Source organism: Armatimonadota bacterium, assembly GCA_022563855.1.
Lineage (GTDB): Bacteria > Armatimonadota > Fimbriimonadia > Fimbriimonadales > Fimbriimonadaceae > JADFMN01.
This window is the reverse complement of the sequence record JADFMN010000002.1, coordinates 228615-240524: the sequence shown is the minus strand read 5'-3', so window position 1 is coordinate 240524 and position 11910 is coordinate 228615. Positions and strand designations below refer to the sequence as shown.

General features: G+C 59.0%; 12 protein-coding genes. 9 read left to right on the top strand and 3 right to left on the bottom strand.

Annotation, left to right across the window (positions count from 1 at the left end; translation table 11 throughout):
- Positions 1 to 59: 59 nt before the first annotated feature.
- The 7 genes from IH944_03515 (at position 60) to IH944_03485 (ending at position 6706) form a co-directional block, all read left to right on the top strand.
- Positions 60 to 2261 carry a DNA translocase FtsK 4TM domain-containing protein gene (locus tag IH944_03515; GenBank protein ID MCH7903617.1) on the top strand — a complete coding sequence of 734 codons (2202 nt, stop codon included), beginning with the start codon at positions 60 to 62 and terminating at the stop codon, positions 2259 to 2261.
- Positions 2262 to 2297: 36 nt separating this feature from the next.
- On the top strand, positions 2298 to 2762 hold the full coding sequence (locus IH944_03510) for a hypothetical protein (GenBank protein ID MCH7903616.1): 465 nt from the start codon (positions 2298 to 2300) through the stop codon (positions 2760 to 2762).
- Positions 2759 to 3232 (top strand): hypothetical protein, encoded by a 474-nt coding sequence (locus IH944_03505; GenBank protein ID MCH7903615.1) that lies wholly within the window; start codon positions 2759 to 2761, stop codon positions 3230 to 3232. Before IH944_03510 ends, IH944_03505 begins: the two co-directional genes overlap by 4 nt.
- A gap of 503 nt (positions 3233 to 3735) precedes the next feature.
- Positions 3736 to 4212: a hypothetical protein gene (locus IH944_03500; GenBank protein ID MCH7903614.1), complete on the top strand. Its 477-nt coding sequence runs from the start codon at positions 3736 to 3738 to the stop codon at positions 4210 to 4212.
- 32 nt (positions 4213 to 4244) lie between these two features.
- Positions 4245 to 4730, top strand: coding sequence for a hypothetical protein (locus IH944_03495; GenBank protein ID MCH7903613.1), 486 nt, complete (start codon positions 4245 to 4247; stop codon positions 4728 to 4730).
- Between the two features lie 126 nt (positions 4731 to 4856).
- Positions 4857 to 5495, top strand: coding sequence for a DNA-3-methyladenine glycosylase (locus IH944_03490; protein MCH7903612.1), 639 nt, complete (start codon positions 4857 to 4859; stop codon positions 5493 to 5495).
- A complete protein-coding gene (locus IH944_03485) occupies positions 5495 to 6706 on the top strand; it encodes a hypothetical protein (protein MCH7903611.1) in 1212 nt (403 codons plus the stop codon). Before IH944_03490 ends, IH944_03485 begins: the two co-directional genes overlap by 1 nt.
- Positions 6707 to 6729: 23 nt before the next feature.
- Here IH944_03485 and IH944_03480 read toward each other — a convergent pair whose 3' ends face one another.
- From IH944_03480 to IH944_03470, 3 genes are all read right to left on the bottom strand, one after another.
- Positions 6730 to 7143, bottom strand: coding sequence for a YbaN family protein (locus IH944_03480; protein ID MCH7903610.1), 414 nt, complete (start codon positions 7141 to 7143; stop codon positions 6730 to 6732).
- 129 nt (positions 7144 to 7272) lie between these two features.
- Positions 7273 to 7965 carry an ABC transporter ATP-binding protein gene (locus IH944_03475; protein MCH7903609.1) on the bottom strand — a complete coding sequence of 231 codons (693 nt, stop codon included), beginning with the start codon at positions 7963 to 7965 and terminating at the stop codon, positions 7273 to 7275.
- 53 nt (positions 7966 to 8018) lie between these two features.
- Positions 8019 to 9290: a TolC family protein gene (locus IH944_03470; protein ID MCH7903608.1), complete on the bottom strand. Its 1272-nt coding sequence runs from the start codon at positions 9288 to 9290 to the stop codon at positions 8019 to 8021.
- Between the two features lie 205 nt (positions 9291 to 9495).
- Here IH944_03470 and IH944_03465 point away from each other — a divergent pair, with 205 nt between their 5' ends.
- Both IH944_03465 and IH944_03460 read left to right on the top strand, forming a co-directional pair.
- The gene (locus IH944_03465; GenBank protein ID MCH7903607.1) at positions 9496 to 10581 is read left to right on the top strand and encodes a class I fructose-bisphosphate aldolase; all 1086 of its coding nucleotides are present in this window, start codon (positions 9496 to 9498) and stop codon (positions 10579 to 10581) included.
- A gap of 35 nt (positions 10582 to 10616) precedes the next feature.
- Positions 10617 to 11909, top strand: coding sequence for a hypothetical protein (locus IH944_03460; protein ID MCH7903606.1), 1293 nt, complete (start codon positions 10617 to 10619; stop codon positions 11907 to 11909).
- Position 11910: the final 1 nt, after the last annotated feature.

Genomic DNA, 11910 nt, shown 5'->3' with positions numbered 1-11910 from the left:
CCTGTAGAAACGGATATACTATAGGCTGCGACCCAAGGATGGGTGCGTAAGACAGCAGGATGCCGACGACCTCAACACGCTCCTCAAAGAGCGCCGCCGTACGGAAAATAGAAGCCGATACGCCACATCGGACCTACGATGCGACGGGCATCGGTCTCCTCGCGATTTCAGCTATCGTCTTCGTCGCGCTTTGGGCTGGCAACGGCGGCTTACTGGGCGACTCGCTCGCCACCTTCTTCCGAACGCTTTTTGGCACGGGCGCCTGGGCGGTTCCTCTTGCGCTCGCGATCGCCGGGGTTGCGTTCTTGGCTGGGAAAGTGTCCGTTGGAACCGCTCGAATTTCCTGGGGCGCGTCGCTCATGTTCCTGGGTTGTGTCGGTGCGATAGCCCGCCCGATATCAAACGACTTCTTCGACCCAGAGACGGTGCAGGCCACAGGAGGTTACATCGGCGCGACCGTTGCGTGGGGTTTGCACCGCCTGCTCGCCGGCGGCAGCACGATCGGCATCGTCGCGCTGCTCTTGATCGGTTTCGTCCTCTGTTTGGACGCTCCGCTGCGCACGATCTTTGCGAGCGTCAAAAACAGGATCGCCAGTCGCGCCGGAAAGGATTCAGTGCCGAAGTCGATGTCTGGGCGCAAGGCTCGCAAGAAACGAGCTGAGATCGTTAGTCGCGAAGCTGCGGAATCTGAGGAGGAAACACAGAGCGTCATCGCAATACCGAAACCGAAGAAGGCGAAGAAGCATGCTGTCGTCGAGATGTCGGGGGGTTCCGCAGGGCCGAAGGCTGGCTATACGCTGCCTCCGCTATCGCTTCTTGAAGACGTACAGCCTGCCGGCAAGAAGTCCCCGAAGGAGATTCAGGTGAACATCGAAACGCTCGAAGCCACGCTCGAGCAGTTCGGCATCGATGCCACCGTTTCAGAGGTCGCGACCGGGCCGACGATCACCAGGTTTGAAATCCAGGTAGGCCCCGGAGTGCGCGTGAACCGGATCACCGGGCTCGCCGACAACATCGCCATGAACCTCGCTGCGAGCCATGTTCGGGTCGAGGCGCCGATCCCCGGCAAGAACGCGATAGGCGTCGAAGTTCCGACCAAACACCGAAGCATCGTCAGCCTAAAGGAGATGGCAGAGAGCTTGGAGTTCCACGATCAAAAGTCCAAGCTCACACTCGCCTTGGGAAAGGACGTTTCCGGCGTGGAAGTGTATACGGACCTTGCGCGCATGCCGCATCTGCTGATCGGCGGCTCCACGAACAGCGGCAAGTCGATCTGTCTGATGGGCATCATCATGTCGCTGATCCTCCAGCACTCGCCGAAGGAGCTGCGGCTGGTCATGATCGATCCGAAGCGGGTCGAGCTAACGGTATTTGAAGGGCTTCCCCACCTCATGTGCCCGATCGTGACGAGCGCCAAGGAAGCGCCGGGCACTTTGCGCGCGGTCTGGCGAGAGATGGATCGACGGTACGACACGTTCAGCGAGCGCGGCGTGAGGAACATCGAAGGCTGGAACTCCGCGGTCGGCGAGGACGAGAAGATGCCGTACATCGTCGTGATCATCGACGAACTGGCCGACCTGATGATGCAGGCCGCCGCCGATGTCGAGACGTGCATCTGTCGGCTGGCGCAGCTCGCGCGCGCGACCGGCATTCATCTCGTCATCGCAACGCAGCGGCCGAGCGTCGACGTCATCACCGGCACGATCAAGGCGAACGTCAGCTCGCGCATCGCTTTCGCAATGGCTTCGCAGATCGACTCGCGCACGATCATCGACCAACCGGGCGCCGAAAAGCTCATCGGTCGCGGCGACATGCTCTTCCTGCCGATCGACGCCGCCAAACCGAAGCGAATCCAAGGTTGCTACACCAGCGAAAAGGAGATGAGGGCGGTCTGCGACCATTGGCGGGCGCAGGAGAAACCGCAGTACGTTCTGACCCCGGTCAAGTTCGCAATCGAAGAGAAGGAGGGCAGGATGCGCCAGCAGGAGGACGAAGATCCGCTCTGGGAAGAGGCTGTGCGCTGGGTCGTCGACCGCAAGCAGGCATCGACCTCGATGATGCAGCGCAAGTTCTCGATCGGCTTCCAACGCGCCTCGCGCCTGCTGGACATGATGGAAGAGCGCAACATCGTCGGCAAACGAGACGGCCCGCGCCCGCGCGAAGTCCTGCTCGACTTCGGCCAGGTCGAAGTGATGTTCACCCCTGGGGCAGAGCTCGCACCCGTACCTGACGGCGAGTTGCTTGAGTGGGACGAAGCGTAATACCTGTGCTACTCTGTTAGCGTAGGTGTTGGATTGATGAAGGGTATCGACTGGGGCCGTATCATGGCCCGTCTACTTGCTGTTGCGCTGTTTGCAGCTTTCATAGGAAGACTGACAGGGATGATTAGCATGATCGATTCTCCCGACTATCGCGTTCCCACGTGGCCTGCAGCAGTTTACGCAGTGGCGTTGCTCACGATCTGCGTCCTCTTGTGGATAGGGGCCGTCTACCTCGTTCCGCCGTCCGCAAAGGTAGAAATCAACGGCGCGCCGGACAGCGTTTTTGCGGCACGCGCCATCGTGATGTGCGCTGGCCTGTGGTTCCTCGTATTCTATGGCGGTAAAGCTACCGCCTCGATTTTCTACATCGCTACGAGAACTGGTGCGGAATGGCACTGGTTTGCTATCAATCCGACGTTCATTCTCTACGTCGTAGCAGCTCTCCTCGGCGGTGCCCTGATCATATTCCCGTCGGTCATCCTCGGCAGGACTCAGAAGTGAACTTCTATGCCCTGACGTTCGCCATGATTCGAGCCCTCGCGATCTATATGCTCTTTCGTTCGCTGGGCGTTTTGGATACGTACCCGATGCACGAGTTATCCGCGATGCTCCACGATATAGAGCCGGACGTTTATCGGAACGCTCTCCTGATCAAGTTCAACTGCCAGTTGCTCGTCGCTGGAGTGCTTTGGATCTTCGCGAGCAACATCGCATCTGCGATTTTCACGGTTAACGCCACTGCGAAGATCGTCGGGTTCAGGATCGCTGCTGTGTTTCTTGCCGCACGGGCTCTTGGAGTGTTGCCGGCGTACGCATACTTTGAGACCAAAGTCGGCGAGCTGTACAGAGACCGATGGATGGAATTTGACGGGGCTGGAGAGGTCGTCTTCGCCGCCGCCATCAGCATCGTCGTCGCTGCCGTGCTGTTCCACGAGGCACTAGGAATCAAGAAGATCGGCAGCGAGCCGTAGCTAAGCCGTTACTTGCTCTGATTGTCCGTGTCCCGCTTGGAGGGTTGCACGTCCTCCATTGGGAAGTAGCCGCATGCATTAGCTTGCGCGCTCGCCACGCGCTCCGAATTGATATCACTGCCCAACGAGTCCGGACACAACCTAATGGATGCGCCTACATCGATTTCGGGCGCACTGTGCAAAACCGGCGGTATGTTAGATGCGAAAGCCGAGGTCGCCCAGGAGAACGACCCTCCATAGGGAATCCCAAGTTCCGAGTTCCGAGTCCCGAGGACAAACCCGAACCAATCCGAACAAACCCCCGAACGCCAACCGCTCGGCGGGCCAAATGGCTGCGGACCAGGGTGCGGACCAAACGTCCCCGCGAAGTCCTGCTGGATGTCGGACAGGTCGAAGTGATGTTCACCACTTCAGAAGAGCTAGCGCCCGTTCCGGACGGCGAAGTGCTCGAATGGGACGAAGCGTAACAACCTATGCTAACCTTCTAGCGTGGTGTTGTTACTGTGAAGGGTATCGACTGGGGCCGTATTGCCGCAAGAATGACTGCTGCGATCATTTTCACGAGAGCGCTTGACTACGCGTTCCAAGCTGCCCAAACGTATGCTCTATCAAAACGATTCGACACCAGCGGATATCCGGAGCTAGACGTAATCCGCATCGTTATCGCAATTTCGTTGTTCCTGATGTCGATTGCGCTTTGGGTTTTCAGTGCCAAGTTCGCGCCTAGCTCAGATTCTGAACGCGAAGTTGAAGCCGATCCTGAAATAGTCGTGATCGCTATCGTAGCAGGAGGCGGAACATTGCTTTTCCTGCGCTACTTTTCTCACGCAGTCTTCTCAGCAATCAGCCAATCTTCGATCAGCAACTTTAACTTAAAACAAGTACTCGAAGTGCATGTAGTTTACGGCTTGCTACTTTCATTGGCAGGCGTATTGATGGTTGTGTATGCGCGCAGGGTGTCAGGGTGGCTGACACGATGAGATTGAATGTCCTTCTTCGTGCAATCATTCGGATGCTCGCCGCTCTATCGGTTGTGGCTGCAGTCGGCCTAACGTCGACGAGTTTCCTGGGATTCGTCAATCCTGAAGGAATCTCGTTTGCGGCTAGGGATACGGCAGCGTATTGGTACATGGTCGGTTGTCTGTCCCTAGCCGGCATTCTCTGGGTACTGACTGACGACCTCTGCCGATGGCTCATTAGCGGTACTACTCGTCCATTAGCCGCAGGAATTCGAATAGCCGCGTTTATCACTGCCGCAGCATCTGTCGGATCAGTGCTGGCCAGCGTCTGCCTCCTGCTCTTCCCAATCGACCCTCAATCTCACATTTTCTATTGGCTCGGTTCTGCAAGTGTATCAGCAGAAAGGCAGATAGCGGTTATTGCATTCTTCGCCGTGAGTGTCGCGACAATCTTCGCTGCCCCGAAGATTGACGAACTGATCGCCAAGGGTGACTTTATGAGAGAAGAAAGACTGAAAATGAAGTCCGGTAGGTCGTAGGAGGTTGCTTGTGCCACAGTCAGGCCCGAAGGGTCTGTCCGTGTTCTAAATTGAGGGTGGCATGTGCGGCTCGTGAGGACGCTCGCCCTCCCTAAGATGTGTCAGTCAGATACACTCGAAACTCCCATGTCGCCAGGCGAGCTCCGGCAGTTCCTGACAAAGTCGCACGTCACCGATTGCGCGAAGCGATTGCTGGGCTGTGAGATCGTCGCCCCGGACTGCAGAATCAGAATCGTCGAGGCAGAGGCGTACGGCGGATCGGAAGACCCGAACAGCCACGCGCACAGGGGCGTGACTCCGAGGAACAGCGTGATGTTCGGCCCCGCCGGACACGCGTACGTGTACTTCAACTACGGGATGCACTGGCTGTTCAACGTCACGTGCCAGCCAGATGGCGTGCCGGGCGCGGTGCTGATTCGCGCTGCGACGGTCGTGACCGGCGAAGGCAAGATTCGGCAGCGCCGGCCTAAGGCGAAGACGGACAAAGACCTCCTCTCCGGCCCAGGAAAAATCGGCGCTGCGCTAGCCGTGACGGGCGAACACACGGGAATCGATCTTCTCGACGAAAGCTCCAGCCACTATCTCGTCGCCGAGGCTCCAGTCAAGGGCGTCCTGACGGGGCCGAGGGTCGGCCTTCCAGGCGGCATCGACCACGGGATGATGTGGCGGTTCATAGACGAGGAGCGCGCAGACTGGGCGTCGGCACCGCCCATCCAGCCATACTCTGCAAGAGTTGGATATGTGAGCCCAGCCCGGAAAGAGTGATGATGACTCGACTACAGCTTATGGTTGCGGTGCTGATCGCCGGTTGCGTTTCGTTCGGCAGCTCGCAGACGCCGCCGGCAGAGGGAAACCGCGCCTCGTCTGAAGGGGAAAGCACCCTGACCGCGATCGCTCAGACTTTCGACCTTGCAATGATGATCGACTTGCCGGAGAGAGTACACGGGTTCGAGATCAAGAAAGAGGCGGGCGCGAGGTGGACGCTGGCGGTGTTGTCAGCCAGCCTGGATCGGCAGTGGATCGAGATTGACGGCGTCCAGCTCATGACCCGACCGGAGCGCAAATTCAAGAGCCGACTGGACACTGGTCGCCGGGACACAATGGATTTGCTCCGCTCGCTCACAGATGACGAACTGCGGCGAGCCGTCGATGGAACCCTGACGATCGGCGAGCTACCCCAGGAAAAGCAGGCCCAATTGCTGCGGAACGCGTTGAACTGGAGGGGTTCGAAGACAACGTCGTTTAACCCCTACCCGCGCGAGACGCTTGAGGCGTTCCTTGAAACTGCAGGAACGACGCTGCTCAGGCTTGACTCGCTCGCTAAGTTCACTGTCACGTTGAAAGATGGGCGCACAACGGATTCGTACGATTGGATGGCCCCGGCGAAAAAAGGTTACCCCGAGGATCCTGCCCGTGGATTGCCGTCCACACAACCAGACGTGACCCACGCCGTTCACGGGCGCGCGCTGGACTACGGCACCGGGAAAGTGGTCACGGTTGGCGAACTGCTCATTGCCGCTAACAAGACGTTCGATCAAAGCTTCCGTATAGACGGCAGGGTTCTTGATGCGCGCGTGTTCGTGAGCGGCTCCTACGACCTGGATACTTTCCAATCCACGATCGACGTCCTGCTGCACTTGCGCCAGTTGCGTCGGGCGACCGATCAAGCCGGAAGCCTCGATGACGACATCAAGGAACTGGCCAAGCGGTTGGCCAGAATCTCGGACATTGAGTTGGTCAGGCTCCCAGAGCGCGTTGCCATGCATGACATCGTCGAGGCGTACCCGACAATTTTCAAACTGCTTCAACGAAGATTCGGACTGGCAGACTACGATCTGTTGAAAGCTAGCCAGGGGTTTGTGCTGTCGATGTTTCCGGGATACACTCAAACGATCGGGACGCGAACGTTCACTCTCGATGGGAAACAGTACACGACCAGAGAGCTGAGACGGCTACAAGTGGGCATTGCGTTCTAGGGAGCACGTGCGCCGCAGGTATCCTACGCGATCAATCGGTGAGGATCGGTCGGCGTTGAGCTAGCGCTCGATGGCGCAGCCGTCTTGCGACTGATGATGTACCAGGTCGCCCAGGCACACGCCCCAACGATCGCCAGGGTCGCCCACACGTTGCCGATCATGAAGATCGACGCGCCAGCGAAAACCCACATCGTCGTGACGGCGATCACTTTCGTTCTCCGCTTGATCGCCTTGTTCTGCTCCCAGTCCATCAGCGTCGGCCCGAACACCTTGTTTTTCAAGAGCCAAGCCTCCCAACGGGCGCTGCCCTTCTTGAAGCAGTACAGGGCCAAGATCATGAAGATCGTCGTCGGCAATCCGGGAAGAAACACGCCGACGAAACCTATTCCTACGAGGATGAGGCCGAGGGCTGTGAATGCTAAGCGTCCGATCTTCATGAGTCTTGCTTATAATCATCGTCTCAAGCGCCGTAAAACGCGATGACCTAGGTGACGATGGCTTGACTGCTCTGATGACAAAGCTGCGAAAGCGTACGACAGCCGGACAGGATTATCCCCATGGCCAGCTCACGCGACGGTCTCTTCTTCCGGCAGTCCAGCGAGGGTATCCATGGCGCTGGTCGGGCTCTCTACGAGCGTATCCGACTCGATTCGCCCGTCTTTAAACCGAATGATTCGCTTGCAGTGCCCGGCTATATCCGCCTCGTGCGTGACCACTACGATCGTCTTCCCCTGGTCGTTTAATTCTTGGAACAGCGCCATGATCTCGGCCGATGTGCGGGTGTCGAGGTTTCCCGTCGGTTCGTCGGCAAAGATTATCAGCGGGTCGTTGACGATCGCCCGCGCGATCGCCACCCGCTGCTGCTCACCGCCCGACAGTTCGCCCGGCCTGTGTTTGATGCGAGACGTAAGTCCGACCCTTTCAATAGCAGCCTTGGCCCGTTCAGTTCGATTGTTAACGCTGGCGTACAGCAGCGGTAGCTCGACATTCTTCAGCGCGGTCGTCCTCGGCAAGAGGTTGAAGGACTGAAACACGAACCCGATGTACCGGTTGCGCATCTCCGCGAGTTCGTTCTCCGTCGCGCCCTTGACCGATATGCCGTCGACGAACACCTCGCCGCTCGTTGCGCGATCAAGAAATCCGGCCATGTTCATGAACGTGGACTTGCCGGAACCGGACGGGCCCATGATGGCAACGAAATCGCCTCTCATGATCTTCAGGCTAACGTCTCGGAGAGCGTGCACGACCATATCGCCCATGACGTAGTCCTTGCACAGGTTCCTGGTCTCGCTGACGACTTGCTGCTGGTCGCTCACTGCGATTCCTCTCCTGGCATTCCTCGCCCGGTCGCCAGTCGGAGCTGGACCTGCGAAATAAGCGTGTCGTAATACGCTTCGATGTAATTCGACTCGGCTGTCGTCAGGCTCACCTGAGCCGTCAGCAGCTCGATCAGTTCTGACGCCCCTGCCTTGCGGGATTCGAACACCGCTTGATAGTTAATGAGCGCAGCCTCCAGCGCGAGCTTCGACGCCCCCAGCCGATCGATGTTCTGATCGAACTCCTTGTACGATGATTCGATCTCAGCTACTACGTTGCGCTCAGCCTGGGTCAGCAGCTCCTCGGTCGCTTCCATTCCCAATTTGCTGGCGCGCAGAGCCTCCCGGGAGCGCTGGCCGTCGAACAGCGGGAACGACGCCTGGAGAATGAGGAACGACTGGTCGAACGGGTCTGGGGAGAACGCCCGTACGTGCCGCGCATCGAGGCTCCAAGTAACGCCGGTCAGAACCCGCGCCAGCCGAACGCTCGACCGAGCAGCCGCCACGTCCTTTCTTCGAGACATCAGATCAGCGCGGTTCGCCAGGCCGAACTCGATCTCGTCGACAAGGCCCGTGGCAAAACGCTCGACCTCGGATGGATCTGTGCTTTGCAGAGACGGCAGCTGCTGGTCTCTTGGAATGCCCACGATCGCCTTCAACTCCGCTCGGGAAGTCGTGACGCGATTGCGCGCAGCCAGCTCGGTCGCCTTCGCGTTCAGCGCGTCCGCCTTGGCCTGCAACGTGTCCTTCCTCGCCGACGCGCCAGCCTCGACGAACGCCTCGGTCTGCTTTAGAATCCCTTCCGCCCTCTCCAACTGCGCGTTCCTGACCTGCAACAGCTCGTCGGCGCGAAGAGCGTCGTAAAAGCTGCGATGCACGTCGAACAGCGTTGTTCGGAGCGTGCGCAGTGCGTTGAACTCACTTGAGTCTCTCGAGGCAGTAGCGCGACTGTAGTTCGCGCTGCGCTCTCCGCTGTCGACGATCTGCCAATTGGCGGTGAGCATCGCGGCGGAGGTCACCGAGTCGAACGCTCCGACAGACGGGCCGGTGTAGGCGTTCAGCCGATTCGTGTCGTACTGGAAGCTCGGAATGACCGTCGGCCAGTACGCCGAGCCCGCGATGAGGGCGTTCGATCTAGCCGCCTGGTAGTTCAGGAACGCCGCCCTGACTACGCCGTTGTTCGCCCTTGCCAGCGCTAGAGCCATCTCAACCGTCAGCTCCTGGCCAGCTTCAACGTTCGACTGGCCAGCGCTGAGGCTGGCCGCCATTGCCAAGGGCACGATTAAAAGTCGCATTAAGAAACGCACAGACACATCCTCCGGGTGGCCCACACCATCCCACAGTAGCTACCAGGCGAACCGCGTCGGACGTTGCAGATTCGAGGGAAATTGGGCAATCTGAGCGAACGCCCTGGTTGAAGGAGCGCATCGTGCCAAAATACGGGTGGAGCCCAGACGCCAACCGGAGTAAACAATGGCCACGATTTCAACTGCTGGCAAGTCAAGTGTCGAGGCGATCTTGGGGGCGGACGCTGCCGACCTCTTAACGCACCGCTGCAAAACGATCGATAAGAGTTCTCTGCACCTGCCCGGGCCGGATTTCATCAATCAGGTCGTTGCCGCTAGCGACCGAAACAACCAGACCCTTCGCAGCTTTGCGCAACTCTTCGACCATGGCCGCCTGGCCGGGACGGGGTACCTGAGCATCCTGCCTGTCGATCAAGGGATCGAGCACAGCGCCGGCGCCAGCTTCGCACCCAACCCCGAGTACTTCGATCCGGAGAACTTGGTTCGGCTGGCGATGGAAGGCGGCTGCAACGCGATCGCGTCGACTCTGGGCGTGCTGGGATCGGTGTCGAGAAAGTACGCGCACAGGATTCCGTTCATCGTCAAGCTCAACCACAACGAGTTGATGACGTACCCGAACGACTTCGACCAGATCATGTTCGCGCAAGTAGAGCAAGCCTGGGACATGGGCGCGGTCGCAGTCGGAGCGACCATCTACTTCGGGTCACAGGAATCGGGGAGGCAGATCGTGGACGTGAGTCAGGCGTTCGCCATGGCGCACGAACTCGGCATGGTGACTGTGCTCTGGTGCTACCTGCGCAACAGCGCGTTCAAGAAGGACAAAGACTATCACGGGGCGGCTGACATGACCGGGCAGGCGAACCACCTCGGCGTCACGATCGAGGCTGACATCATCAAACAGAAGCTGCCCGACTGCAACGCAGGATTCAAGGCGCTGAACACCGGCGATTCCAGCTACGGCAAGCTCGACGAACGGATTTACACGGAGCTGACGACCGACCACCCAATCGATTTGACGCGCTACCAACTCGCTAACTGCTACATGGGTCGCGCGGGGATGATCAACTCGGGTGGGGCCAGCGGAAGCAACGACCTTCAAGACGCGGTCATGACCGCGGTCATCAACAAGCGGGCTGGCGGCATGGGGCTCATCTCCGGGCGAAAGGCGTTCCAGAAGCCGATGGCGGAAGGCGTGCAGTTGCTGAACGCGATCCAGGACGTGTATCTGTGCGAAGACGTCACGATCGCTTAGCAACCTGACTGTCCGCAAACCGGTAGTATCTTGCAGTGAAGGGAATCGCACTGTTCGCGAGCGTCGTATTTGTCGTTGTCGGCTGCTCCAGCCCGAAGTCGGGCGCATCGGCCGCCTCCGACCCATACGTCCGTGCGAAGGCGCTCGGGCTCTACACAGACCTGACCTACCTCAGCCAGCGCTCCGTCCCGGAAGGTACGGACGCGGCTCCGCTGTACGAGGAGTTCGGATTTAACTACACTTGGGAGACGAGGAATCCGCTGCTCGAGTACTTGAGGGGTGAATCCGACCGAGACGCAGTAGCGACGATTCTTGACGGCCTGGACTTCCCCGGTGTCGAGAAGATCGCCTCGCGCCCTAACTTTGTGCTGAACCGCGACTGGTCGAAGACAATGGAATGGCTCTTGCCAGAAATCAGCCAATCGAGAGACATGACGAGAGCGTTGTGCGCCCGTGCCCTCTACCGCGTGCAGGATGGCCGAACAAGCGAGGCAGCACACGACTTCCGCCGCATTGCGACCCTGCAAGAACACATGAGCCAGTACGGCATGTCTCTCTCACAACTGACGCGCATTTCGAACCTTGCGATCGTCGCAATAACAACTGAGCAGATCGCGAATGAGCTTGTCAGCCAGCCAGAAGAGCTACAGCTGATCTTGGACGAGCTCGCCGCGATCGCCGAGCCAGAGGACTTTGACACGATCCGCAGCGAGATCGCATTTGCGATAAGCTCATTCCGCTACGTCAGAAGAGGCGACATGAGCCTGGATACTTTCACAGATACGTCGCTGAGCGGATCGATTACTCCCCCAAACCCGTTCGATGTCGCCAGGATCGAGTCGCACGGCGACGATATCGAGCGTTACCTCGTAAGCCTCTTTGTCCGCTGCGCAGAGGTATGGCAAGATCGAGAACAGCTCGCTGCGACATACCAAGACATCCAAGACGAGCTTGGAGCCAAAGGTTCGGGCTACGGGGAAACGCTGGCGAAGATCGTCGCACTGGTCGTTCTGCCCTTTCTGGACAGTCATCAGGAAGTAGAGGATAAACAGCGCGCTCACCTCAGATCGATGAGCATCGGTGTCGCCGCGACGATCATGAGGGCGCGCAACGGAGAATGGCCCACGCTCGCCGAGGCCGCAGAGTACGGGGGCACTTCGTTGGACGACCCGTTTGGAAAGCGCTTGCGCTACAAAGCGGATGGGGCGAGGCTGCTCGTCTACTCTGTCGGCCCGGACGGCATAGACGGAGATGGGGCGAGGCGCCACACTGGTCAGACGGGCCGGGACGCGTTCGACACTGCGGTCTTCGAGGTCATCGTCCGCTAGA

Bases quoted from the DNA above. Each gene is read 5' to 3' on its own strand.
- IH944_03515 (MCH7903617.1), top strand. From the start codon at position 60: ATGCCGACGACCTCAACACGCTCCTCAAAGAGCGCCGCCGTACGGAAA.
- IH944_03510 (MCH7903616.1), top strand. From the start codon at position 2,298: ATGAAGGGTATCGACTGGGGCCGTATCATGGCCCGTCTACTTGCTGTT.
- IH944_03495 (MCH7903613.1), top strand. From the start codon at position 4,245: ATGCTCGCCGCTCTATCGGTTGTGGCTGCAGTCGGCCTAACGTCGACG.
- IH944_03490 (MCH7903612.1), top strand. From the start codon at position 4,857: ATGTCGCCAGGCGAGCTCCGGCAGTTCCTGACAAAGTCGCACGTCACC.
- IH944_03485 (MCH7903611.1), top strand. From the start codon at position 5,495: ATGATGACTCGACTACAGCTTATGGTTGCGGTGCTGATCGCCGGTTGC.
- IH944_03480 (MCH7903610.1), bottom strand. From the start codon at position 7,143: ATGAAGATCGGACGCTTAGCATTCACAGCCCTCGGCCTCATCCTCGTA.
- IH944_03475 (MCH7903609.1), bottom strand. From the start codon at position 7,965: ATGGGCGATATGGTCGTGCACGCTCTCCGAGACGTTAGCCTGAAGATC.
- IH944_03470 (MCH7903608.1), bottom strand. From the start codon at position 9,290: ATGGCGGCCAGCCTCAGCGCTGGCCAGTCGAACGTTGAAGCTGGCCAG.
- IH944_03465 (MCH7903607.1), top strand. From the start codon at position 9,496: ATGGCCACGATTTCAACTGCTGGCAAGTCAAGTGTCGAGGCGATCTTG.